The sequence below is a fragment of the Sediminibacterium sp. FW305-C-269 genome (assembly GCF_058231045.1).
Map to the genome: position 1 here is coordinate 894,864 of NZ_JBIQXQ010000002.1, position 25,508 is coordinate 920,371.

Annotated in this window: 21 protein-coding genes; 17 read left to right on the plus strand and 4 right to left on the minus strand. The window is 46.9% G+C overall.

Annotation, left to right across the window (positions count from 1 at the left end; all coding sequences use genetic code 11):
* Positions 1 to 219: 219 nt before the first annotated feature.
* From ACH3Y6_RS09230 to ACH3Y6_RS09255, 6 genes are all read left to right on the plus strand, one after another.
* The gene (locus ACH3Y6_RS09230) at positions 220 to 1,410 is read left to right on the plus strand and encodes an acyl-CoA dehydrogenase family protein (RefSeq protein WP_490835313.1); all 1,191 of its coding nucleotides are present in this window, start codon (positions 220 to 222) and stop codon (positions 1,408 to 1,410) included.
* Positions 1,411 to 1,458: 48 nt separating this feature from the next.
* Positions 1,459 to 1,965, plus strand: a complete 507-nt coding sequence (locus tag ACH3Y6_RS09235; RefSeq protein WP_490835314.1) for a shikimate kinase — start codon at positions 1,459 to 1,461, stop codon at positions 1,963 to 1,965.
* A complete protein-coding gene (locus tag ACH3Y6_RS09240; protein ID WP_490835315.1) occupies positions 1,958 to 2,356 on the plus strand; it encodes a DUF423 domain-containing protein in 399 nt (132 codons plus the stop codon). Before ACH3Y6_RS09235 ends, ACH3Y6_RS09240 begins: the two co-directional genes overlap by 8 nt.
* Positions 2,357 to 2,428: 72 nt before the next feature.
* Positions 2,429 to 4,999 (plus strand): FtsK/SpoIIIE family DNA translocase, encoded by a 2,571-nt coding sequence (locus ACH3Y6_RS09245; RefSeq protein ID WP_490835316.1) that lies wholly within the window; start codon positions 2,429 to 2,431, stop codon positions 4,997 to 4,999.
* Between the two features lie 116 nt (positions 5,000 to 5,115).
* Positions 5,116 to 5,745, plus strand: coding sequence for an outer membrane lipoprotein periplasmic chaperone LolA1 (gene lolA1, locus ACH3Y6_RS09250; RefSeq protein ID WP_490835317.1), 630 nt, complete (start codon positions 5,116 to 5,118; stop codon positions 5,743 to 5,745).
* A gap of 74 nt (positions 5,746 to 5,819) precedes the next feature.
* Entirely contained in the window at positions 5,820 to 6,947 is a 1,128-nt protein-coding gene (locus tag ACH3Y6_RS09255; RefSeq protein ID WP_490835318.1) for an alpha/beta hydrolase-fold protein, read from the plus strand.
* Between the two features lie 28 nt (positions 6,948 to 6,975).
* On the opposite strand, the gene ACH3Y6_RS09260 is transcribed toward ACH3Y6_RS09255, so the two are convergent.
* A complete protein-coding gene (locus ACH3Y6_RS09260) occupies positions 6,976 to 7,878 on the minus strand; it encodes a ribonuclease Z (RefSeq protein WP_490835319.1) in 903 nt (300 codons plus the stop codon).
* A 238-nt stretch (positions 7,879 to 8,116) separates the two neighbouring features.
* On the opposite strand from ACH3Y6_RS09260, the gene rpsO reads away from it, so the two are divergent.
* The 8 genes from rpsO (at position 8,117) to ACH3Y6_RS09300 (ending at position 15,418) form a co-directional block, all read left to right on the plus strand.
* The gene (rpsO, locus tag ACH3Y6_RS09265; RefSeq protein WP_490835320.1) at positions 8,117 to 8,389 is read left to right on the plus strand and encodes a 30S ribosomal protein S15; all 273 of its coding nucleotides are present in this window, start codon (positions 8,117 to 8,119) and stop codon (positions 8,387 to 8,389) included.
* Positions 8,390 to 8,552: 163 nt separating this feature from the next.
* On the plus strand, positions 8,553 to 10,709 hold the full coding sequence (gene pnp, locus ACH3Y6_RS09270) for a polyribonucleotide nucleotidyltransferase (protein WP_490835321.1): 2,157 nt from the start codon (positions 8,553 to 8,555) through the stop codon (positions 10,707 to 10,709).
* Between the two features lie 57 nt (positions 10,710 to 10,766).
* Complete coding sequence (prmA, locus tag ACH3Y6_RS09275; protein ID WP_490835322.1) at positions 10,767 to 11,579, plus strand: 50S ribosomal protein L11 methyltransferase; 813 nt, start codon at positions 10,767 to 10,769, stop codon at positions 11,577 to 11,579.
* 77 nt (positions 11,580 to 11,656) lie between these two features.
* Positions 11,657 to 12,313 (plus strand): glycerol-3-phosphate 1-O-acyltransferase PlsY, encoded by a 657-nt coding sequence (gene plsY, locus ACH3Y6_RS09280; protein WP_490835323.1) that lies wholly within the window; start codon positions 11,657 to 11,659, stop codon positions 12,311 to 12,313.
* A 112-nt stretch (positions 12,314 to 12,425) separates the two neighbouring features.
* Positions 12,426 to 13,226, plus strand: a complete 801-nt coding sequence (locus tag ACH3Y6_RS09285; protein ID WP_490835324.1) for a M48 family metallopeptidase — start codon at positions 12,426 to 12,428, stop codon at positions 13,224 to 13,226.
* A gap of 39 nt (positions 13,227 to 13,265) precedes the next feature.
* Entirely contained in the window at positions 13,266 to 14,072 is an 807-nt protein-coding gene (locus tag ACH3Y6_RS09290; RefSeq protein ID WP_490835325.1) for a M48 family metallopeptidase, read from the plus strand.
* A 162-nt stretch (positions 14,073 to 14,234) separates the two neighbouring features.
* Positions 14,235 to 14,900, plus strand: a complete 666-nt coding sequence (locus tag ACH3Y6_RS09295; protein ID WP_490835326.1) for a YdeI/OmpD-associated family protein — start codon at positions 14,235 to 14,237, stop codon at positions 14,898 to 14,900.
* The gene (locus ACH3Y6_RS09300) at positions 14,900 to 15,418 is read left to right on the plus strand and encodes a class IV adenylate cyclase (protein WP_490835327.1); all 519 of its coding nucleotides are present in this window, start codon (positions 14,900 to 14,902) and stop codon (positions 15,416 to 15,418) included. Before ACH3Y6_RS09295 ends, ACH3Y6_RS09300 begins: the two co-directional genes overlap by 1 nt.
* A gap of 21 nt (positions 15,419 to 15,439) precedes the next feature.
* Here ACH3Y6_RS09300 and dnaG read toward each other — a convergent pair whose 3' ends face one another.
* Positions 15,440 to 17,374, minus strand: coding sequence for a DNA primase (gene dnaG, locus ACH3Y6_RS09305; RefSeq protein ID WP_490835328.1), 1,935 nt, complete (start codon positions 17,372 to 17,374; stop codon positions 15,440 to 15,442).
* Positions 17,375 to 18,017: 643 nt separating this feature from the next.
* Between dnaG and ACH3Y6_RS09310 the strand changes: the two genes are divergently transcribed.
* The 3 genes from ACH3Y6_RS09310 to ACH3Y6_RS09320 all read left to right on the plus strand — a co-directional run bounded on the left by ACH3Y6_RS09310 (position 18,018) and on the right by ACH3Y6_RS09320 (position 24,332).
* Complete coding sequence (locus tag ACH3Y6_RS09310) at positions 18,018 to 18,764, plus strand: DeoR/GlpR family DNA-binding transcription regulator (protein WP_490835329.1); 747 nt, start codon at positions 18,018 to 18,020, stop codon at positions 18,762 to 18,764.
* A gap of 298 nt (positions 18,765 to 19,062) precedes the next feature.
* Positions 19,063 to 22,491 carry a SusC/RagA family TonB-linked outer membrane protein gene (locus ACH3Y6_RS09315; protein ID WP_490835330.1) on the plus strand — a complete coding sequence of 1,143 codons (3,429 nt, stop codon included), beginning with the start codon at positions 19,063 to 19,065 and terminating at the stop codon, positions 22,489 to 22,491.
* Positions 22,492 to 22,502: 11 nt separating this feature from the next.
* Entirely contained in the window at positions 22,503 to 24,332 is a 1,830-nt protein-coding gene (locus ACH3Y6_RS09320) for a RagB/SusD family nutrient uptake outer membrane protein (protein ID WP_490835331.1), read from the plus strand.
* A 93-nt stretch (positions 24,333 to 24,425) separates the two neighbouring features.
* Here the strand turns inward: ACH3Y6_RS09320 and ACH3Y6_RS09325 are convergent, their stop codons facing one another.
* Together ACH3Y6_RS09325 and ACH3Y6_RS09330 are read right to left on the minus strand one after the other, a co-directional pair.
* Positions 24,426 to 25,079, minus strand: coding sequence for a J domain-containing protein (locus tag ACH3Y6_RS09325; protein ID WP_490835332.1), 654 nt, complete (start codon positions 25,077 to 25,079; stop codon positions 24,426 to 24,428).
* An 8-nt stretch (positions 25,080 to 25,087) separates the two neighbouring features.
* Positions 25,088 to 25,486, minus strand: coding sequence for an STAS domain-containing protein (locus ACH3Y6_RS09330; RefSeq protein ID WP_490835333.1), 399 nt, complete (start codon positions 25,484 to 25,486; stop codon positions 25,088 to 25,090).
* Positions 25,487 to 25,508: the final 22 nt, after the last annotated feature.

Here is a 25,508-nt window from a genome sequence, read left to right on the forward strand (position 1 = left end):
TCACCTTATTCAGGTGAGTTTTCTTTTTATGACAAATGAAAGGCTGAAATACGGGGTTGCCCTGATTGTAGTATCGGCCATTTGGCAAGTAGCCTTGTTATACACCGTCTATGACGATTTGCCTTCCTGAAATTAAACGACCGGGAAAATGATTTCGCTAAGCCCTTATCTTTAAATTTGTGTGTTCACAATCCATATAAACAGCAAACCCGATCCGACATGGCCGCCAGAACAGATCTATTTCAATCGCCCGATTATTACCAGCTTGATGAGTTGTTGACCGAAGAGCACAAACTGATCCGGGAATCGGTGCGTAGTTATGTGAAAAAGGATATATCGCCCATCATCGAAGAGTATGCACAAAGGGCGGAATTTCCTGTACAGATCGTGAGGCAGCTGGGTGAACTGGGGTGTTTCGGTCCTACAGTGCCGGAGCAGTATGGTGGGGGTGGACTGGATTATATCAGTTATGGTCTGATGATGCAGGAACTGGAGCGGGGCGACAGTGGCGTGCGCAGTACAGCCAGTGTGCAGGGCAGCCTGGTGATGTACCCGATCTATGCTTACGGAAATGAGGAGCAACGGAATAAATACCTTCCCAAACTGGCCAGTGGTGAGTGGCTCGGCTGTTTTGGTTTAACAGAACCCAACCATGGCAGTAATCCCGCAGGTATGCTTACCACCATCAGGGATGCGGGCGATGGAAAACACGTGATAGTAAACGGGGCCAAAATGTGGATCAGCAATGCCCCCTTTGCACAGGTGGCGGTGGTATGGGGACGGAATGATGAGGGAGAAGTGCAGGGGATCATCCTGGAAAGAGGTATGGAAGGTTTTTCCACACCCACCACCCATGGTAAATGGAGCCTTCGCGCCAGCGCTACCGGTGAACTGGTGTTCGACAATGTAAAAGTCCCCAAAGAAAATATCCTGCCCAATGTAAAAGGCTTGAAAGGCCCCTTGGGCTGTTTGTCAAAAGCCCGTTACGGAATAGCCTGGGGAGCCCTTGGCGCGGCCATGGATTGTTATGATACCGCTTTGCGGTACAGCCAGGAGCGTATCCAGTTCAACAAGCCCATCGGCGCATTCCAGCTACAGCAGAAAAAGCTGGCGGAAATGATCACCGAGATCACCAAAGGGCAGTTACTGGTATGGCGTTTGGGTGTGTTGATGAATGAAGGCAAAGCCACCCCGCAACAGATCAGCATGGCCAAAAGGAATAGCTGTGAGATCGCCACCAATATTGCCAGGGATGCCAGGCAGATGCTGGGAGGTATGGGTATTACCGGCGAATACAGCATCATGCGGCACATGATGAACCTGGAGAGTGTGATCACATACGAAGGGACCCATGATATTCACCTGCTGATCACCGGTATGGATGTGACAGGATTCAATGCTTTTTCATAAGAGTAAAGAACAGGTTGTGATGGGGCGCTTCTTCAAAAAAACTTTGCTATGAAGATATTTTTGATCGGCATGATGGGTACCGGTAAAACGTATTGGTGCAAAAAACTGGCTAAAAAGCTGAAACTGGGCGGTTATGACCTGGATTTCCTGATCGAGTCGAACGAGGAGAGAAGCATCGCTGAGATCTTTGCCGAAAGCGGGGAAACTTATTTCCGCCGTACCGAATCCAAAGTGCTGCACTGGTTCAAGGAAAAAAAAGCGTTTGTGCTGGCTACCGGTGGCGGTACGCCCTGTTACCATGAGAACATGCAATGGATGAATGAACAGGGCATCACCATCTGGATCGATGAATCGGTTGATACCCTTTTGCAAAGGCTCAAGCCTGAAAAGGAACACAGACCACTGATCAAAGACCTGTCGGATGAGGAACTCAAACGATTCCTCACAGAAAAACTGGTGCAGCGTTATCCTTTTTATCACCAGGCAACCTACCATCTCAAGGGCGACTCGATCTCCGATGCAGGGTTTGCCAAAATCATCAAACAACATGCATAAGTTATTCCTGGTCATAGCCGCTATACTTGGTGCGGCATCCGTGGCCATCGGCGCTTTCGGTGCCCATGGTTTGAAATCAATACTCAGCGCTGATGCATTGGTTACTTATGAAACGGCTGTCCGTTACCAGTTCTATCACGTGTTTGCACTGGCATTAACAGGTGTATTGTACCAGTCATTCCCAAATAAAAAAACGATCCGTGCCGGTTATTTCTTTATCGCAGGTATTATTTTGTTCAGCGGCTCTTTATATCTGCTCACCTTGGCTGGTCCCGGATACCGCTGGCTCGGGGCCATCACCCCATTTGGCGGTGTTTGTTTTATTGCCGGATGGCTGCACCTGGTGGTCGGTATCCGCGATGACGGAAAAACCCGCGGTGGAAAACTGTAGGTCCCAATGCCAGTTTTGCACATAACCTCAGGGCTGTACATCTGCTTACTGGCTTAGCTTATATTTGTTTCCATGGCTAATCGTCTCAGAAAGAAAACTCCGCCGCCTCCGGACCCCGAAAAACTTACTGCCGATAAGGAAGCAGAAGTGACCGTGACCGAAGTGGTGAAAGATGAGCGCACTTCCAAGATCATGGGGGCGGTTTCTCTGCTGCTGACTGTTTTCCTATTCCTATCCCTAACCTCATACCTGTTTACCTGGCAGGAAGACCAGGATAAAGTGCACCAGTTCGGTATCCGGATATTCGCCACCGATGATGTGAAAGTAACCAACCTGCTGGGAGTACTGGGTGCTTATGTGGCGCATACACTTATTTACAAAGGATTTGGACTGGCTTCCTTTTTATTCTGTACCAGTTTTTTTGTACTGGGTGTAAACCTGCTATTTGGCAAGAAACTGTTCAGCCTGTTACGGAATATCAAATATGTATTGGTAGGCCTGGTAGTGATGAGTATGACTTTCTCTTTTGCCGCCGGAACCAGTGATTTTTCCTGGGGTGGTGCCGTAGGAGAACTGCTGACCGATTGGGCCATTAAATGGATCGGCAAACTGGGAACGGGTGCAGCTTTGTTTCTGGCTATGTTCAGTTATTTCATCTGGCGATTCAACCCGGTGTTCAAAGTGCCCGATTGGAAATTCGGGTCTGATAAAACAGCTGCGAAAGAGATGGGGCCATTGACAGAAGATGATGAGCAGCCGGTATTCCAGGAGTGGAATGAACACGGTGAGCCTTCGGTGGGAGAACTGGCATCCGATGAAGAAGATCCAGAACCTCAAGAGCCCCAGAGTCAGAACAGGATGAAGAATGATGGGAAAGGGGTAGTGGTCATCATGCCCAACCAGGAAGTGGAACTGAACCCGATGAATGAATTCGATATGGTTGAAAAAGAAGCGGACCTGGAAGAAATGGATTTGGAAGCGGAGGAACTGGAAGAAGAGGAACCCGAAGAGGAAGAACACGTAACCGTAATACAGCCCCAACCGGCTTACAAAACGGCGGCCAATCTGGAACTGGAGATCAAAGAAACACCGATGCCCGAAGCGGAGGTAGCAGCAACAGCCCCCGGCAAACTCAATACCAAATATGATGTAACACTGGATCTGAAAGATTATAAATATCCTTCACTTGAACTGCTGGAAACACATGGCAGCGAAAAGATCGTACATGATCCGCAGGAACTGGAGACGCATAAGAACCAGATTATTGCCACACTCAAGAACTATGATATCGCCATACAGCGGATTGCTGCTACGGTAGGTCCCACGGTAACTTTGTATGAGATCGTGCCTGCTCCTGGTGTCCGCATCAGCCGGATCAAGAACCTGGAAGATGATATCGCACTGAGCCTGGCAGCCTTGGGTATCCGTATCATCGCCCCCATTCCCGGTAAGGGAACCATCGGTATTGAAGTGCCCAATGTACGTAAGTCGGTGGTAAGCATGCGTACACTGCTGGCTTCCGAGAAATTCCAGAACAGTAATTTCTCGCTCCCGGTTGCCATTGGTAAAAAGATCGATAACGAGAATTTCATTGTAGATCTTGCCAGTATGCCCCACCTGCTTATGGCAGGCGCCACCGGTCAGGGTAAATCGGTCGGACTGAATGCCATTCTGGTCTCACTGCTGTATAAAAAACATCCGTCACAGCTCAAATTTGTACTGGTAGATCCAAAAAAAGTGGAATTGAGCCTGTACCGTCGTATCGAAAAACATTTCCTGGCCAAACTTCCCGGTGAAGAGGAATCCATCATCACCGACACCAAAAAAGTGGTGAACACGCTGAATGCCTTGTGTATTGAGATGGATAACCGCTACGATCTGCTCAAAGAAGCGCATTGCCGGAACATCAAGGAATACAATGAGAAATTCACTTCCCGCAAACTCAACCCGGAAAAAGGGCACCAGTACCTGCCATTCATTGTATTGGTGGTGGATGAATTTGCAGACCTGATCATGACCGCAGGCAAGGAAGTGGAAATGCCGATTGCGCGACTGGCACAGCTGGCCAGGGCCATCGGTATACACCTGATCATTGCTACACAAAGACCATCTGTCAATATCATTACCGGTACCATCAAAGCCAATTTCCCGGCCCGTATCGGTTTCAAAGTGTCCAGTAAGATTGATAGCCGTACCATCCTGGATGCAGGTGGTGCTGAGCAACTGATCGGTAAGGGGGATATGCTGGTAAGCTACAATGGCGAGATCACGCGTTTGCAGTGTGCTTTTGTGGATACGCCTGAAGTGGAGCGTGTATGCGAATTCATTGGCGACCAGCGCGGGTATCCCCAGGCATTCCTGCTGCCGGAATATGTGGATGAAAAAGACATGGAGAGCAGGGATTTTGATGCGTCTGACCGAGATCCGCTGTTTGAAGATGCCGCCCGACTGATTGTGCAGAGCCAGATGGGCTCTACATCGCTCATACAGCGAAGAATGAAGCTGGGCTATAACCGGGCCGGTCGTCTGATGGACCAACTGGAAGCGGCAGGCGTAGTAGGCCCCAATCAGGGTAGCAAAGCCCGCGAAGTATTGTTCAAAACAGAACTGGAGCTCCAGGATTTTCTCGACTCGATGGCATAAACAATCATCCTTGACCGGTTCTGAGCGCTTACAAGCCGATTATTTTAAACTTAACAATTCTCTCTGGGTCTCATAATACCTTGAAGAACTATATTTGCGCCTTTAATCCGCTATTGATGAAGAAATTATCTCTTATTTGCTTTTCTGTATGTGTTTTGTTGGGTACGGTAACCGCTCAGAATGATCCCGCAGCTAAAAAAGTACTGGACGCAGTAGGTGCCAAAGTAAAAGCCGCCAAAGGCATTTCCGCCACCTGCACCCTCAATTCTTTTACCAGCAAAGGCAAACCCAACGGAAGCCAATCTATCAGCCTGCAGATGAAAGGCGACAAATACCAGCTGAAACAGGGCAAAACAGAGATTATTTGCGATGGCAGTACCGTATACCGTTTCGACGGTGAGAAAACCATCACCAAATCATCTGTAGAGGAAGGCAGTCAGACCCTCAGTCCGCAAAAATTACTGTCTGGCGCGTACGATAAAGATTTTACTTACAAACTGGTCTCTTCCAAGACCGCTTTTTATGAGATCGAAATGAAGCCGATCGATAAGCGCAAGAATTTTCAGCAGGTGAACCTGTTCATTGATAAGGCCAGCAACAGTTTCTCACGTGCCCGCATTCTCGATAAGAGCAACAACGTAACAGAAGTAAAGATCTCCAACCTGAATTTTAATGCAGTGGTGGCCGATAACCGCTTTGTGTTCAATAAAAGCAAGTATCCCAAAGATGTAGAGATACTCGATTAACAGCACGCAAAAAATTAACAGGCCGGACCCGCAAAGTCCGGCTTTTTTGTGTCTAAGCTTTGTAATTTCAAACCATGAAACAGTTGTTCCTCTTACTTGGCTTGGTCATTGTTTTTGCTGCAGATGCACAGTTTACCGTAAGACTGGTGGTTACCGATGTGGCAACGCGTAAACAGGATGATATCTATGTCACCGGAAACTTCAATAACTGGAATCCCAAAGATGAGAACTACAAACTCAAACCCTTTGCCGGCAACCGCAAGAGCCTCGTCATCAAAAACCTGGCGGCGGGTACCTATGCCTTCAAATTCAGCCGTGGTGCCAATGACAGGCTGGAGACAACAGCGGATGGCCGTGACATCAGCGACCGGGTTCTGGAAGTGAATGAAGATGTTTCGCAGGAATTCACCATCGCCGGCTGGAAAGATGATTATCCGGTAGTGCCGAAAAAATATACGGCCAGTCCACAGGTACGCATCATGGATACGGCATTCCTGATCCCACAGCTGAACCGCAAAAGGCGGATCTGGGTATACCTGCCCAAAGGTTATGCAACTTCTTCCAAAATATACCCGGTATTGTACATGCAGGACGGGCAGAATCTCTTCAATGAACAAACCGCGGCCTTCGGTGAATGGGGGGTGGATGAATGCCTGGATACCCTGCAGCAGAAGACCGGTAAAGAATGTATCGTGGTGGGTATCGACAATGGCGGTGAAAACAGGTTGCGGGAATACAATCCCTACGATCACCCGCAATTCGGAAAGGGAGAGGGGAAAGCATATGCCGAGTTCCTTACACAAACACTGAAACCGTATATCGACACAAAATACCGGACCAAAAAAGGACCGGAAAATACCTTCATAGCAGGCAGCAGTATGGGTGCGCTGATCAGCCTGTATGCAATGATGCAGTATCCGTCAGTATTTGGAGTCTCAGGAATATTTTCACCCTCCTTTGGCCAGGCACCTGATATCTATGCCGATGCAGAAAAATTCACGACCACGGCACAACCCAGGTTTTACCTCTATGCCGGCGGTAAGGAAAGCCCCACCCTGGCAGCAGACCTGCAGAAAATGTCGGACATCCTCCAGAAAAAACAAAGATTCGTGATCCGTAAAGTCATCAGTCCGCTGGGCCAGCACAACGAAACCTACTGGCGCCAGGAATTTGCCGCCTTTTACCAATGGCTCATGAATTAATTACTAATTATTAATTGCTAGTTTCTAATTAAAGTCTGTACGTAACACCTTCTATTGCCAGATCGGTGTCAGGAAAGATGCTTCTGGCTTCTGTTTTGAATTCGTCGAGTTTCTCATACTTACTGCTGAAATGACCAATGAGCAGGCGGCCAACTCCCGCCCGTAAGGCAATGGTGGCTGCCTGTACGGTGGTGGAATGGAATCGTGCCAAAGCCCGTTCAGACAGGTCTTTCAGGTAAGTGGCTTCGTGGTACAGGATCGTGACCCCCTGCGTTTTTTCTATCAGGGTTTCGTCAAATTTTGTATCGGCACAGAAAGCATAACTACGCGGGGCTTTGTTGGGAATGGTAACCCATTCGTTTCGGATAAGCTCGCCGTTTTTGGTCTCATAATCGTCACCGTTCTTCAGCCGCTCGTAATAAGCAGCCGGAATATCGTATTGCAACACCCTTTCCTTGTCGATCTTCCTGGGTTTCCTTTTTTCGCGGATGATGAAGCCCCAACAGGCGATGCGGTGCTGGGTGGCAAAACAGGAAACGCTGAATTTCTGGTTATCGATCAGCAAACCTTCTTTTTCCAGTGGATGGAATACCAGCGGAAAGGGTAGGGTGGTATCCGCTACCCGTAACTGCAGATCGATGATCTCTTTCAGTCCGGGAGGTGCATAGAGGTGCAGTTCCTGTTCCCGGCCCAGCAAACCCATGCTGGTGATCAGTCCGATCAGTCCAAAATAGTGATCCCCATGCAGGTGCGAAATGAAAACGTGGTGGATCTTGCTTCGCCTGATCCGGTACCGGGCGATCTGCATTTGCGTACCTTCACCGCAATCGATCAGGAATAACTGGTCGTTCAGGGTCACCACCTGCGAAGTGGGGTGCCTGTCGTAAGCCGGTATCGCTGAATTGTTGCCTAAAATGGTAACACCGAACATAGGGTTGCAAATTGGCTACAACATTAAGCAAATTAGCCTGTTAAGCTCTGAAAATCGGGTGGTTTTTGCATAACTGACCGGCCAGGGACCAGGGGGTAGGGAGGTGATTCAGGTATTTTACCTCCCGGAATCACCAAAAACCAGCCCGAAAATTATCCATTTCCCATTTATTATGCTACCTTTGCACGCGATAAAAAAATAGAGGAAAAAATTCCCGGAGTCTTTTAAACATTTTGAGATGCCTTATTTAACAACAGAAAAGAAAGCAAGCATTTTTGCTGAATTCGGTGGCAACGCCGCCAACACCGGTTCGATTGAAGGACAGATTGCCTTACTGACCGAGCGTATTTCACAGATTTCCAGCCACTTACAAGCCAACAAACACGATCATTCCACCCAGCGCGGATTGATGCAGTTGGTAGGTAAACGCAAACGTTTACTCGCTTACATGCAAAAGCACAACCTGCAGGGTTACCGTGCTTTGATCGAAAAATTAGGCCTGAGAAAATAATTGTCAGCTATGACAGATGCTATTCCCAACTGGCGTTTCCATGCGGTTGGGAATAGTCATTTCTGTTCATGCCTGTCCGCTTCGCCATTCCATTAACCGGGAAAAGGCTGAAGGTGGCCGGTGTTATCCGTGCCAGCTGCTTCCCGAATTACAAATTCAGATTATGTTATCACAACCAATTAGTGTACGTTTCGACTTAGGTGACGGCCGCGAGGTCTTCATTGAGACCGGAAAATTAGCCCGTCAGGCTGATGGAGCCGTTACTGTCCGCCAGGGAAACTGTGTTTTGCTGGCTACCGTTGTCGCCAATAAAGAACCCAAAGAAGGGCAGGATTTCTTCCCTTTAAGCGTTGATTATCAAGAAAAATTTGCCTCTGCAGGCCGTATCCCCGGCTCTTTCTTCAAGAGAGAAGCCCGTTTGAACGATTATGAGATCCTGACCAGCCGTCTGATAGACCGTGCTTTGCGTCCCCTGTTCCCCGAAGATTATCTCTGCGATGTACAGGTGCTGGTAAGCCTGATCTCCAGCGATGAGGAAGTAATGCCTGATTCACTGGCCTGCCTGGCTGCTTCTGCTGCCCTGGCCGTTTCAGATATTCCGATCAAAGAGATCATCAGTGAAGTAAGGATCGGCCGTATCGGTGGCAAATACATCATCAATCCTACCCGTAGCCAGCTGAAGGAAAGCGAACTGGAATTCCTGATCGCCGCTACTGAAAAGAACCTGATGATGGTGGAAGGTGAAGCCAAGGAATGTGCTGAAGCCGACCTCGTAAAAGCCCTTCAGATTGCTCATGATGCTATCCGCATCCAGATCAAAGCCCAGGAAGAACTGCGTGCCAAAAAAGGCGTGACCACCAAGCGCGACTATAGAAAACCCGAACAGGACGAAGCCATCCAGCAACAGGTGATCGCTTTTGCCAAAGACAGGGTATATGAAATATCCAAAAGAGGCTCTTCCAAGAGTGAGCGCAGTGAAGCTTATAGCGCCCTGAAAGACGAACTGATCGCCAGTCTGGGTGAAGAAGCCACAGACCTGCAGAAGAAACTGGCCAAGAAATACTACGAAGACCTGAAATGGGAAGTGGTAAGGAACATGATGATCGATGACCGTATCCGCCTCGACGGACGTCAGCTCGACCAGGTTCGACCTTTGGCCATGGAAGTAGAACCCCTGCCAACCCCGCACGGTTCAGCTCTGTTTACAAGGGGTGAAACTCAATCACTTACAACGGTTACCTTCGGTACTAAATTAGATGAATTGCTGGTAGAATCTGCCGCAAAATCTGAGTACTCTAAGTTCCTGTTGCACTATAATTTCCCTCCATTCTCTACCGGCGAAGTGAAGATGATGCGTGGCGTAGGCCGTAGGGAAGTAGGTCATGGTAACCTGGCCATGCGTAGTTTGAAACAGATGATGCCGGATACAAGTACCTACGCTTACACCGTTCGCGTGGTAAGTGATATCCTGGAAAGTAACGGTTCCTCCTCCATGGCTACTGTTTGTGCCGGTTCTCTGGCGCTGATGGACGCAGGTGTGCCCATTCCGAAACACGTGAGTGGCGTTGCTATGGGACTGGTTACCCGCGAAGATGGTAAATATGCAATTCTGACCGATATCCTGGGTGATGAAGACCACCTGGGCGATATGGACTTCAAAGTTACCGGTACCCGCGATGGTATCTGTGGCGTGCAGATGGACATTAAAGTGGATGGACTGAGCATGGAAGTGATGATGGAAGCACTGGAACAGGCAAGAAAGGGACGTTTACACATCCTGGATGCCATGTACGAGTGTATGCCTGCACCACGTCCGGAAGTGAAACCACATGCGCCACGTATGATCAAACTGATCATCGACAAGGAATTCATCGGTGCGGTGATCGGACCGGGTGGTAAAGTGATCCAGGAGATCCAGCGCGAAACAGGTGCTACGGTTAATATCGAAGAAGTAGGCAATACCGGTGAAGTAAGTATCTTCTCTGCCTCCAAAGACAGCCTGGATAAGGCGGTAAGCTGGATCAAGGGCATCACCGCAACTCCGGAAGTGGGCGATGTATATGAAGGGCCTGTAAAAGGTATCAAGGAATTCGGTGCCTTTATCGAGTTCATGCCTGGCAAACAAGGTTTGCTGCACATCAGCGAGATCAGCTGGAAGCGCCTCGAGACCATGGATGGACTGTTCAAAGAAGGCGATATGGTGAAAGTGAAACTGGTGGGTGTAGATCCCAAGACCGGTAAATTCAAGTTAAGTCGCAAAGTATTGATGCCAAAGCCTGAGCATAAGCCGAAGGACGGGGCAGACAATGCCGAAGCATAAATGATCCAAATGACCCCGGTTTACCGGGGTCATTTGTTTTAAACACCTGTACAGCATATGAACAATTATTATGAGATCTGCATACCGGCGGAAACTGTCCTGCAGGAGCTGCTGGTAGCCGAATTGGCAGAAATAGGCTACGATGGCTTTGAAGAATCCGCCGAACAACTGAAAGCTTATATCCCGGAAGAGCATTTCGAAAAAAATAAATTAAATCGTTTATTGAATAGATATAATTTAAGTTATTCTAAATCAATTATTAATAAGCAAAATTGGAACCAGCTATGGGAATCGAACTTTGAACCGGTACGCGTAGATGATTTTGTAGGCATCCGGGCTTCTTTTCACCCGCCTTTTGCCGGGGTGGCACACGAGATCGTGATCACTCCGAAGATGAGTTTTGGCACAGGACACCATGCCACTACCTGGCAGGTGATGAAACTGATGCAGGAACTGGATTTTAGGGGTAAACAGGTATTTGATTTCGGAACAGGCACGGGTATCCTCGCTATCCTGGCAGAGCAGTTGGGTGCAGCTGCTGTGCTGGCAGTGGATAATGACGACTGGTGTATTGAGAATACTTCTGAAAATATTTTAGTTAATAGCTGTAAAGTTATTGATATTCAAAAAGTTGATTCTTTGCAAGTAGATCAACAGTTTGATATCGTCCTGGCTAATATCAATCGGAATATCCTGCTTGAATACAGTAAGGAACTGGTGGCATCTTTGCTTCCTGACGGCCAGTTATTGTTGAGTGGTTTGCTGGTGGAGGATGAAGGGGTTATCCGGGAGACTTTCGGCGGGTTAGGACTGGTTTACCGGAAAACTACTGATCGGAATGGCTGGATTGCTTTGTGGTTTTCGAAGTGAGATCAGATGATTTTCGGTGTTAAAAAATCATTATCTTCAATTTCGTTATCTTTGTACCCCCAAACTTCAACTACCCAATGAACGAATTGTTGCTCATTGTTCTGGCTTATTGCATCGGATCGGTTCCCACCGCTGTGTGGGTGAGTAAATCCAGGTTCGGGATCGATATCCGCGATTATGGCAGCGGCAATGCCGGAGCCACCAATACCTTCAGAGTACTGGGTTCCAAATGGGGAACCATTGTGATGATGGTCGATATCCTGAAAGGGGTGATCGCCACTTCACTGTATATCTTCTTACCTGATTACCTGACCAACGAGCTGCACCGCACCAACCTGATGATCGGGCTGGGACTGGCTGCTGTGATCGGGCATATTTTCCCGATCTGGGCCGGTTTCAAAGGCGGAAAAGGCGTGGCAACCCTGCTGGGTATGGCTGTGGCCATACAACCGCTGGTAGCTGTTTGCTGTATCGCGGTATTCCTGCTGGTCTTGTACCTGACCAGGTTTGTGTCGCTCAGCTCTATTTTGGCCGGAGTGGCATTCATGGTATTCATTCTCTTTATCTTCAATGAAAAAGAGACCCTCTACCGTATTTTCGCCGTTCTGGTGGCCCTGATGGTGGTGCTTACCCACCAGAAAAATATCGGCCGCATACTCAAGGGTACGGAAAGCAAGATCCCCATCCTGAAGCATCGCGACAAACGCAGGCAACGGAACCAGGATAACGGATAGTTGCGGGTATTTTCCTAGTTTTACACTGAACTAACTGCTGGCCCCCGCCTGAGAAAATGGTTTGCCATTGGCAAACGATCAGGATATTGTAGACCGATAAAAGAAAGATTCTATGAAACGCGTCAGTGTTAGTGTATTAGCCATTGCTATGGTTTTTACAGCCTGTGTAACCAATACCATTACCGGGCGCAAGCAGTTAAGCCTGGTGTCCGACTCCGAACTGCAAACCCTTGCCTTAAGCCAGTACAAACAGTTTCTCTCCACCAATAAACGGGTACCTGACAATAATAAAGACGCCGAAATGGTGAAACGGGTGGGAACCCGGGTCTCTCAGGCACTGAAGAATTATTATGCGCAAAAGGGACTTCCCAATGCCCTGAATGGATACGACTGGGAATTTAACCTGGTGGAAAGCAAGGAAGTCAACGCCTGGTGTATGCCAGGAGGTAAAGTGGTATGTTATACCGGGTTGTTGCCCGTGACACAGAACGAGACCTCTCTGGCGATCGTAATGGGGCATGAAATCGCCCACGCGATACTCGGGCATGGTAAGGAGCGTATGAGCCAGCAAATGGCGGCACAGGGTATTGGTGCACTGGGTAGTGCGGCATTGGGCGCCGATACCAGGACCACGAACCTCTTTGGCCAGGTATACGGCCTGGGCGCCCAATATGGTGCATTGTTGCCCAATTCCCGGAAACAGGAACTGGAAGCTGATCATTATGGGTTGATCTTTGCGGCAGCAGCAGGGTATGATCCGAGACAGGCATTTGCTTTCTGGACCAGGATGGCGGCAGTGAGCGAAGGCCAGAAACCCCCGGCTTTCCTGAGTAGTCACCCAAGCGATGAGGACCGGATCAAAAAAGTGAGTGAAGTGATGCCGGAAGCATTACAATATTACCGTCCACAATAAGCCTGACCCGGTTCCGGAATACCGGCAGGGTCGTATTTTATGCATCCAATTATCCGAAAGCCCCTGTTGCTGATCGGTTCCTGCTTGGCGGGTCTGACCCTGACTGGCGTGGATACGATACCAGCCCCCGTCAACCGGCAAAAAGGACCGGATCCTACCATTTTATCGGTTTCTGAAGCTATTTACCGCGAATTCAAAAATGCGCATACGGTTTTAGCAGCTGGCCAGTATGCTGAAGTGGAGACAGTGAACCGCGTGGGTACAGACCTGATCAGGGCCGTCAATTCGCAGTACAGTCGGGCAAAAACTTCCAAAGAACTGGAAGGATTTGCCTGGGAAGTGCAACTTTTCCGGCAAAACAAAGTCGATGCCTGGTGTTTACCCGGTGGAAAGATCGCCGTGTATGATGCATTGGTAAGGGTTACCCAAAGCGATGGGTCCCTGGCAGCCGTACTGGCGCATGAGATGGCGCATGTCTTGCTCAAACATGGCGATGCCAGGATGAAGCAAATCCTGAAAGAATTCCTGGGGGGCAGGAGCCTGCAAGCCGCTTTATCAGCCAAACCGGCCGAAACCCGCGATTTTTTCCGGATGGCCTATGGTAATGGCGATTATGTGGGTGTGATCCGCGGTTTCAATGGGGCAGATGAAAAAGCCGCCGATCAATTGGGAGTGGCACTCTGTGCCCTGGCAGGTTATCAACCAGGAGAAGCCCTGGTATTTTGGCAGCGGATGCGCTACCTGCAGGGTACCGGTCGGCAACCCGAACTCCTGAGTACCCATCCGGTAGATGAAGAAAGGCTAGCGCAACTCCGCCGGGTCATTGAGGAGATAACCGGAAATTAAGCTTAATCCATTAAGAAAAAACAATATTTAATCGTGCCAATGGCCGATTTTACTGGAATTTTAACGCTGCCAGAGTAAAATGGGCAGGATTTCTGTAAGAGTTCTGGTAACATTTTTTTAACTTTGCCCTCCTTATTACATCACCTAAATACTGTTTTAGGCATGTCAAACCAGACCTTGTTCGAAAAGTTACAATTGAAGGATGAAAAGAACCTGCTGATCCAGGGCCTTCCCTCTGCAATAGAAAAACAGTTTGCCAAACTCACTTACGCAAAAAATGTTACCCCTTTATTAAAGAGCAAAAAAGTAGACTTTGCGCTGGTTTTTGCCTTGAGCCAGTGCCAGTTAAATAATGTTTTGAAAGAGGTTTTTCCCGCTTTGCACGACGATACCAAACTTTGGGTGGCTTATCCCAAGACCACCAGTAAGATCGTGAGCGATCTGAACCGTGATTGCAGCTGGGAGTTCCTGACGCAAAATGGGTATGAATGTGTGCGCCAGGTGGCATTAGACCATGTATGGAGTGCCATGCGTTTTAAGAAACTGGAGAAGATTCCCAACCGTACCCGCGCTTTTTCCGAGATCAAAAGCAGTGAACTGAACGGCATCGATTTTGAAAAAAGATTGGTAGTGCCTCCGGTAGAACTGGGTAAACTGTTCACCAAACACAAGGAAGCCCAGGAGTTTTTCAGTTCCCTCTCTTTCACCAACCAGAAAGAATATATAACCTGGATCGAAGGTGCCAAAAAAGAAGAGACCCGTAAACGCCGTTTGGAAACAGCATTGGAGAAATTACTCGCCGGTAAAAAGAATCCTTCAGAGAAATAATGAACCATATTAATATCGAAATAAAAGCAAGATGCTTTCACCCTGAAAAAGTGGAAGCATTTTTGCTTTCGAACGGTGCCCGTTATGTGGGACTGGATCACCAGAAAGACACGTATTTTCAGGTACCTTCCGGCAGGCTCAAACTGCGTCAGGGTAATATTGAGAACAGTCTTATTTTTTACCAGCGTCCCAACCAGGAGGGGCCCAAACAATCTGATTTTTCCCTTAGTAAAATAACGGATGGATCCGCTACCGAAGCTGTGCTGGCAAAAGCATTGGGTGTAAAAGTGGTGGTGGATAAATACCGCAAGATATTTTACATAGACAATGTCAAATTTCACCTGGATGAAGTGCCGGGCCTGGGCTCTTTTGTAGAGATTGAAGCCGGTAACCTGGCTGATCCTTCTAAAACCGTGGAAGATTTACAGTTGCAGTGTCAATATTATATGCAGGCTTTCGACATTGCTGATACCGATCTGATCCATCACAGTTACAGCGATATGTTACTGGCTTTGTAAAAGCTTTTCAGGGGGAGGGGATTATTTGATGATCACCGTGCCCAATTGGCGGGTCAGTTCTTTCTCCACTTCTTTCAGGTGTTTGTGCACTTCATGCAGCAGTTTGAAATCTTCGTAGGAGGCTTTTTCAATATCGCGCTGGTTCTCTTCGATCATTTTTTTGATCTTACGCAGTTTGTAATAGTTTACGCTCATCAGTACGTCCTGCATACTGGTGTCGCGGTTCACGATATTCATGCTTTCCATCACTTCGTCCCATTTCTGGCTTAACTCATGAGGGCTTACGCTGATGCTGACTACCAGGTTACGGATGAGTTCGTTTTCGTGGTACAGCAGGGTTTTGATAGTGGGTTCCAGTCCGCGGGCATACCAGCTCTTATATTCCTCATACAGTTTTTCGAGGTCAGGGTTGTCGAAATGAAATTGTTCCAGTTCCTCAAAAATATAGTCGGCCATACTGCGCTGTTCATCCCAGGTGCGCAGGCCGTATTCGAGCAATACGCGGAGTATATTGCGTTCATAGGCTTCATCCTGGTTAAAAAGCAGGGTAGTATCATCCAGTACGTCTTCCGGCTGCGCAGCAGCTTCCTGCATCAGGAAATTGGCTTCGTCCTGCGACAGTTTTTTCTCTTCTTTGGTGATCTTGTCCCGCTTGTATTTGTTTACCAGGTTGGTCAGTCCCGTTTCATCGATCTTCAGCAGGGAAGCGCATTGGCGTATATAGTCCTGCTGCCGGGTAAAGTCTTCCGCTTTGCTGATGCGGCTCAGGGTTTCGGCTATCTGGTTCACCACCGTGCTTTTGCGGCTTACATCGTTGCCCGCTTCCTGCAGCATCACTTCCAGCTGGAAAATGATAAAGTCTTTTTTGGAAGCCGCTACAAATTCATTGAATGCAGCTGCGCCTACTTTGTTCACATAACTGTCCGGGTCCTCGTTATCGGGTATCAGCACCAGTCTTACGTTCAGGCCTTCTTCCAGCGCCATGTCCAGTCCCCGCAAAGCCGCTTTCACACCGGCTTTATCGCCATCGTACACAATGGTGAGGTTGTTGGTGTATTTCCTGATCAGCCGCAGCTGTTCTGTGGTCAATGAGGTACCGCCACTCGCCACCACGTTTTCGATGCCGGCCTGGTGCAGGCTTACCACATCGGTATACCCTTCTACCAGCAGACATTCGTCGGCTTTGTCAATGGCCATCCTGGCCTGGTACATCCCATAGAGGATCCTGCTTTTGCTGTAAACCTCGTTCTCGGGTGTGTTGATGTATTTGGGGCCGCGGTCGCTTTTGCCGATGACGCGGGCGCCAAAACCGATGATCTTGCCTGTATGGTTATGGATAGGGAAGATGATCCGTCCGCGATAATTGTCTACCAGTTCATCGCCATTGCGGATCGATACCAGTCCCGTTTTGGGAAGCAATTCCTTATTAAACTGGTTCGAGAGAAGTGCCCTGGTCAAAGCATCCCTCACATCGGGGTTATAGCCGATCTGGAACTTTTCGATCGTTTCGTTGCGGAAACCCCGTTCGTGCAGGTAGGAGAGTGCGATGGCTTTTCCATCCTCTGTATTAAAAAGAGCATTGCTAAAAAATTGCCTGGCAAAGTTGTTGATGATGTAAAGGCTGTCCGCCGTCTGGATCAGCTGTTTCTGTTCCGGGCTGGTCTCGGTTTCCTCCACTTCAATATTGTAGCGGGCTGCCAGCCAGCGTAAGGCTTCTACATAATTGTATTTCTCATGTTCCATCAGGAACGTGATGGTGTTACCGCTTTTACCACAGCCAAAACATTTGTAGATCTCCTTGGCGGGCGATACGGTGAAAGAAGGACTCTTTTCGTTATGAAAAGGACAGAGACCCAGGTAATTGGTCCCTCTTTTCTTCAGCTTCACAAATTCGCCCACCACATCAATGATGTCGATACGGCTGGTGATCTGCTGAATGGTATTGGGACTGATCATAATTGCGGCCTGCTAAGGTAGGATAATGGGCGTTATGGAAAAAGGGGAGGGACTGGGTGCTGGGCACTGGATACTAGATGCTGGATACTGGGTACTGGAGGTGGGTTACTCTATATTCGTGGCAGAACATGGTTGTAACCTTCGTTCTTTGTTTGTACTTGCTTCATACTTGCTTCGTCCCGGCTTCGTCCCGGCTATACCTGTTTACTACCCTTTGTTCGCCCTTTGTTCGCCTTTTTCACTGATTTACTGGCCGCGGAGCGAAGAAAAGGCGAACAAAGGGCGAACAAAGTACGGTTTTAGTAAAAGGAAAGAAGGAACAAGGGACGAGGAATAAGGATCTAAGAAAATGACTGTCATTGAAATATTGTAAAAAAAAGTTCCCTGTGTCGGAAAAGCTATTGCCCGATGCGGATCATGAATGGGTTGGCTGGTTTTGTCTGTGCAGGCAATTGGCGCATAGTGGCAGACCTTAGCACTTCAGTGAAACACGATCGCGATAATCACAGCACAAAAATTAGGCAGGGCAGTATGCAATTACAAAAACAGATCCAGGGCCCAGCATCCAGCATCCAGCATCCAGTATCCAGCCCCCATCCCATCTTTTCTGCACATTATTTCAATACTCTCCTTATTTTTATCTATGCTTAAGAAGGAACGACAGGCGTATATCATTCAACAGATCAATGTGCATAATAAAGTGCTCTCTTCGGACCTGAGTGAGCAGTTGGAGGTATCGGAAGATACGGTACGCCGCGATCTGCAGGAGTTGGCCGAAGAAGGTAAACTGATCAAAGTGCATGGGGGGGCTTTGTCAAAGTCGTTCCATTTTACCCTGGAAAGTCCTGCGATCTACTCGCTTCCCGAAAAGAAAAGTATTGCTTATAAGGCCATCCAGCTGATTCAGGATGGTATGATGGTGCTGTTGTCGGGTGGTACCACTATCCGGGAATTGGTAAAGTCTTTACCGCCCGATCTGAATGCTACTTTTATCACTGTAAGCGTACCCATTGCGCTGGAACTGCTGGAACACCCTACCAGTGAGGTCATTTTTGTGGGAAATAAGTTATTAAAGAATGCCCAGATGTCGGTGGGAGCCGAAGTGACCCAGCGGCTGGGACAGATCAAAGCCGATCTCTGTATCCTGGGAACCAACAGTATTGATGCCGGGTTCGGGATTTCTGACCTGGAATGGGAGATTATTGAAGTAAAAAGAGCCATGATCAAATGTGCCGGCAAGACCATATCGCTGGCCATCTCTGAGAAGCTGAATACGATCCAGCGATTACAGGTTTGCAAGCCGGAAGACATTGATATACTGATCACAGAACTCGACCCCGAAGACCCCATACTTAGCCCTTACCGGGAAAAGGGTATCTCCATTTTATGAGTATTTCTACGGTAAATTAAAAAATGCAGGTTTTTGCAGCTTTTTGGGCCGGACCATTTCCTGCTCACCGATGTGGAAAAAAAGCTCATCAAATAAATTCGTTAATCTGCTGTACAAACTTTAACATTGCTATAGAATTTCTGTAGACATGTTGCGACATTGATTTTTTTTGCAGCTTTATGCGTAAAAAAAAGCAATAAAGGATGCAATGTTTTGCAGGGTTTCGCTGTCTTAATTCAGCCAAATTAATGTTCGTTAGTCAGAACATACAGTAAAAAACCAAAACAAAACTACATTTATGAGAAACTGTCTCAGGCTATTGTCGGTGAGTTGCCTATTAATTGTGCTGCTCATTTCGCCTACGCTACAAGCACAAGAGAGGCCTATTTCCGGAGTGGTTGCCGGTAACGAAGGTCCGTTACAAAGTGTAACAGTTATGGTCAAAGGAACCAACCGTGCTACCCAATCAGGTGCGGACGGAAAATTCACTATTTCAGCCAAAAAAGGAGAAACGCTGAAATTTAGTTTTGTGGGTTACACCGACCAGGAAGTTGTGGTAGGCGGAAGTACTACGATTTCCGTAACGCTGCAGCTTGTTCAGGCTGCCGCACTTCAGGATGTGGTAGTGGTGGGTTATGGTACCCAAAGGAGAGGTAACCTGACAGGAGCTGTATCTACGGTGGATGTCAGAAAATCGTTGCAAAGCAGACCGATTGCAGACGTGGGTAGAGGTCTGCAAGGTGCAGCTTCTGGTCTTAGTATCACCATTCCAAGTGGAGAAGTGGGTTCTGATCCTCTTATCAAGATCAGGGGACAGATAGGATCTTTACAGGGTGGCAGCTCCCCATTGATCTTGTTAGACAATGTGGAGATTCCAAGTATTCAGGTAGTGAACCCTAATGATATTGCTTCTATAACCATATTGAAAGATGCGGCATCTGCTTCCATCTATGGTTCTAAAGCATCATTTGGTGTTGTACTGATTACTACCAAGAAAGGTTCTTCCGGAGGCCGACCTCAGATTGCCTATACCGGAAATGCATCATGGCAGAATGTATGGAAGGATTTGCAAATGGCCAATGTGGATGGTTTGCGTTATACGGTAGATGCGGCAGAACGGATTGGGATCACAACCCCTGTTGGCGCTTTTTATTACGTAGATAGAGCCAGTTATAATAAAGCGGTTGAATGGAAACAAAAATATGGAGGCTCCATTGGTGCTAATGATCCTACCGTATTTGGAAGAGACTGGTATGTGCAGGGCGCTACCAACCAAAAAATGGGTGTGCGTACCTATGATCCCTATGATTACTTAGTTAAAGAGTGGGCTCCTACGCAACAGCACAATTTGTCTGTTGGTCTGACAGAAGGAAAAACCTCTTATAATATCGGACTTGGTTTGCTTGACCAGAGTGGTATGTTGAAACCAGCAACCAAGGATAAGTTTACCCGGTACAATGTTTCTCTGAAGGTTTCCAGCGAGCTTAGTAAATATGTTACTATCCGTGCAGGAGGAATGCATTCGAGAAGAAACAAACAATATGCCTATGCAACAAGCTCAACAACAGCGGATCCCTGGTTGTATCTGTACAGGTGGAGTTCATTATATCCACTCGGGTATGATCAGAATGGAGATCCCATTCGTAGTCCCTGGAGTGAAATAGGGTCTGCAAACACCGCTAACATTCTTACGAGTTATTCAAATTTTAATTTGGGATCAACCATCAATATCCGCAGCAACTGGAAGGTGGATTTTGATTACACATACTCTCTTAACGACGAAACATGGCTGAGGCCTGGTACCCGGTTTACTGCAAGAGATTCATGGGTTGCGCCTGTGCGACGTCTTGATGATACAGGTGCTCCTGTGTATGTAGATGGTTCTGGTAATGTTGTACCCAGCACAGCTCCGGGTGCAATGGTGGCATTTGATCTGCTCAAACAGACATACACCGGATTAGGTTCAAATCCGGATCATATTGCACGAACCGCTACCAATTTCTTTAGTCATACCATTAATGCTTTTACAACCTATTCATTGAATGTAAAACAAGACCATGCGTTCAAGTTTATCCTTGGTGTGAATAGTGTTGCTTCAACTTCAGAGTTCCAGACTTCACAGATTACCAACCTTTCTGATATCAATAACCCGCAGTTTAATTTCGGTACCGGTACGCAAACCGTATCCGGGGGTAAATCATGGGAGTCTCGTTTAGGATATTTCGGCCGTATTAACTACGCATTTAAAAATAAGTATCTGTTGGAAGGAAACCTGCGGTATGATGGATCTTCCAAATTTCCTAAACTCCTGTGGTGGAGATGGTTCCCGTCTATGTCTGCAGGCTGGGTAGCAACCGAAGAGAACTTTATGCAGTTTATTAAACCTGTAGTAAATTCTCTGAAACTAAGAGCTTCATGGGGTTCAATTGGAGACCAGAGCGTATCGAGCGGTTTATACATTTCTACTTTGCCCGGCGGTCAGTCTACCTGGATTGGCGCCAGTGCTTCAAGGGTTAATTATGTAGGTTCACCTACAGTAGTATCATCAGACATTCGCTGGCAGGATATTGTGAGCAAGAATATTGGTGTTGATATGAGCGTGTTGAAGAATAAGGTTACGGTTTCATTTGACCTTTTCCAGAGGAACACAAACAACATGATTGTTCCGCAGGAAGGAATCCCCTTAACATTGGGAGCCGGAGCGCCATTAGGTAATTATGGTTCTCTGCAGACAAAAGGCTGGGAGCTTACCATTGATTTCAACCACACTTTCAAAAATGGCTTACGTATTTTCGCCAGGGGTAATATTTCAGATGCCAGAAGTATCCTGACTTCTTATGGATCTGGTACCCAGGTGACAGGAAATTATAATGGTAAGGATATCGGAGAAATTTGGGGTTATCGTACAGACAGACTCTATCAAATGAGCGATTTTGAACTGGATGCAAGCGGAAAACCGATCCTGATAACACTTACCGCTGCTGAAAGTGCATTAAATGCCGGTAAACAGGCGTTCAAACTGAAAAGCACAGGAGAAAAGGTTATTTATCAGCCTTTTTTACAGAATTCGGCGAACTTTAGATTCGGTCCCGGGGATGTTAAGTTTAAAGATGTTAATGGGGACGGTGAAATCAGCAATGGAAAAGGAACCCTGGCTGATCATGGAGATTTGGAAGTTATTGGTAACTCAACCCCTCGTTACGAATATGGTTTCAGGTTCGGCGGTGAATATAAAGGTTTTGATATAAGCGTATTCCTGCAGGGTGTTGGAAGCCGCCAGATATGGGGTGATGGCTTTTTGGCCATTGCCGGATTCAACTCTGCGGATGGTGCTATGCCTCAGGCGATTGCCGGAAACTATTGGAGACCTGATTATACAGAAGCTTTCTATCCTGCAGCGTATAATAATGGGGGTAGTAATTCTGCCAATAACATGCAGGTTCAGGACCGTTATTTGCTGAACATGGCTTATTTAAGGCTTAAGAACCTCACTTTTGGTTACTCTTTATCACAATCAGTCATACAAAAGATGAAGCTTAGTTCAGTAAGATGTTATGTTTCGCTGGAAAACTTTATTACCTGGGATCATTTACGTGGTTTGCCGATAGACCCAGAGTCTATCAGTGGGTACTCAATGTGGAATACCAGCAATTATAATCTTGGTCGTACCGGAGCCGGAGTACCTGCTTTCAAGAGTGTTTCAGTTGGCTTACAAGTTAATTTTTAAAAATTACAACGATGAAATATCTAAAACTATATAGTATCCTGGCTTGTGCCTTACTACTGTCTTGTAACAAAGACTTATTGAACAGGCCTCCGCTTACCAGTTATGTTGATGACCAGTTCTGGAGAAATGAGGATGATATTCGTATGTATGCAAACGCGTTTTATCCGAATTATTTCAATGGTTATAATACATCATTTACTACAGATTATACGCCGGTAAGAGGGTATACGTTCAATGATGATCTCACTGGTAAAAACGTTCAGGCCAACTTTGAAACCAGTATCCCTTCTTCCAGAGGCTCTACCTCTGAAGATGCGGCCTGGATGTCTACCTATGCTGGTCCTACCTGGAATTTTTCCTGGGTTCGTAAAGCAAATGTGCTGCTCGACCGCCTGGATAACCAGATGAAACCAAAAATCACTGATGAATCGTATAGGCACTGGACATCTGTAGCAAAATTCTTCAGAGGGTATGAATACAGCCGTTTGGTAAGTGTATTCGGTGATGTTCCTTATTTTGATAAGGTGGTTGATAATACAGATCTCACCACTTTGTATAAAGATAGAGATAACAGGGGTGTGGTAATGGATAAAGTGTATGACGATTTCAAATATGTTATTGCCAATATGCGGGATAATGATGGAACGCAGGTTCTGAATAAGTACATTGCTGCGGCCTTTATTTCTCGATTTATGTTGTTCGAAGGAACCTTCCAGTATTATCATGGTCTTGATGCGGCCAGATCTAAAAAATACCTGGAACTTGCTGTCGATGCTGCTGCGGTTGTGATAAATAGCAATAAGTGGAATTTTAGTCGTGATTTCAAATCTTTATTCTCATCAGAGAGCCTTGTCGGACATCCAGAAGTATTGCTTTACAGGGTGTATGATGCGGCTTTGACAATCACGCATTCCATAGGTTCTTATCAAAACGGTACTGAAGTAGTGGGCGTTGATGCTAACCTTGTTTTGATTAAATCTTTTTTAGCAAATGATGGTCAACCCTGGCAGAACTCAACTGTGCAGAATGCCAATAGTTTCAGTATAGCTGACCTTGTGAAAACAAGAGATCCCCGATTCGAAGCGTCATTCATTGATAAAGTAAATGCTTCATCAGCTACACTTTTATATGGCTATAAATTTGCTTCAAGAGAAGCGATTACCTATATCGGGAAGGCTTATCCTTCTATTTGGGGAAGCAATACGAATACCAGTGATGCACCTGTTATGAGACTGGCTGAGGTAGTGTTGAACTGGATTGAAGCAAAGGCGGAACTGGCGCAAAATCATGGTGGACCTGCTGTTACACAGGCAGATTTGGATAAATCGATTAACGCAATCAGAAATCGCCCTCTGGATGCAGCTGCTATTGCAAAAGGAGTAAAGAAGACTGCTCCCTTGCTGCTTGCTGCAATACCGGTTGATCCTTCACGTGATGCAGATGTTCCTGCTTTGTTATGGGAAATCAGGCGTGAAAGAAGAGTGGAGTTTGTATTTGAACACACCCGTTTATTGGATCTGAAAAGATGGAAAAAGCTCAGTAATATGGACTATAGCAAAAATCCGGATTATTTCCTCGGACCATGGGTGGATGTTCCGGCTGAGATTCCAACTTATTTAACAACTGCCAATATAAATAAAGTAAGGGTTAAGAAACTTGATGGTACTGTTGTAACTTATAATGGATCCAACGCTGCCCAGATGGTTGGTTTTTGGATGGTTGAAAATGCACAAAATCGATCTGCATTCACTGATCGGGCATATCTTTCTCCCGTAGGGCAATCGCAGATTATCCAATACGAAGAGAAGGGCTTTAAGTTAACCCAAACCAAATTGTGGTAATACAGATGTATGCAGAGGGTTAATACATTCGGTTAACAACATCTACTTGATAATTGATAAAAGTTCCCGGTTGAGCAATCAGCCGGGAACTTTTTATTTATGTACAAAAAAATACAGTGCCAGGCAGAAAAGCAGGGCGATGGCCAGGGCCAGTAAGGTTTTGTACCGGTTCCAGAAATGGTATTGACGGTATTCGGTTTGCTGTTTTTTGAAATCGTCGGCAGTGTGCGGGTATTGGTTGGCGAGTGGCTGCAAACGTTCAAAGATGGTATCCGATTGTGCTTTGGAAAGTTCCCTGGAAGCGCTGAAAACCAGGTTCAGAAATAGGCGTAACTGGCTGGTTTCCGCCCGTTGACGGAGAAGCGCCAGATTATGGTCGGAAAGCAGGTCCATGACCTGCAGGAACAATTGGTCACGATTCAAACGGAAAGGATCCTGCTGTCGGGTATCCCTGTATAATTTTTGAGCCAGTTCCTGTACTTCTTCGGCAGAAATGGCAACTGGCTTTGTTGCAGGTTGGGGATGCAGTAAATGCCGGGCATAATGATAACGAACCCTTTCATGCGGATCGGATAGTACCCGATACGCTTCCTGTACAAGAGAGAATGTGACCGCAGAAAGATCAGGGTTCAGGGAAGTGTCAGGATGATGGATCAGTGCCAGCCTGCGAAAAGCTTTTTTGATATCCTGGTTGCTGGCCGTTGGGGCGATCCCCAGTATCTGGTAATAATCTCTGGCAGGGTTCATGTAGCGGTTTATCCGTTATTGTCGAATTCCATATCGTCACCATCTAACAATTCCCTTTCAATCTCCTCCATCTGCACAATATCCCATGCTTCACTTTCTGTAGGTGTAATATTCAGCAACTCAAGGAGTTCCAGTTTTTCCAGGCTTTCTTCCACAGCTGGTTGCAGATTACATATTACAAAAGAGGCATTGTTATCATAGAATGTCTGTTGCAGTTCTGCCAATGTGCCTGCCGCACCCGCTTCCATGTTGGCTACCTCGCTGAGGTTTAACACTACATTTTTTACCTCTTTTTGCAGTTGCCCGGTACAGGTTTTGGACAGTTGTGCTGCTATATTGTCAGAGAGTTCCGGTCGAATCGGCGTTACAACCGTAAATTTTTCCTTGGTATCAATTTTGACTTCCATATCAGGTGAATAAGCTGGTTTT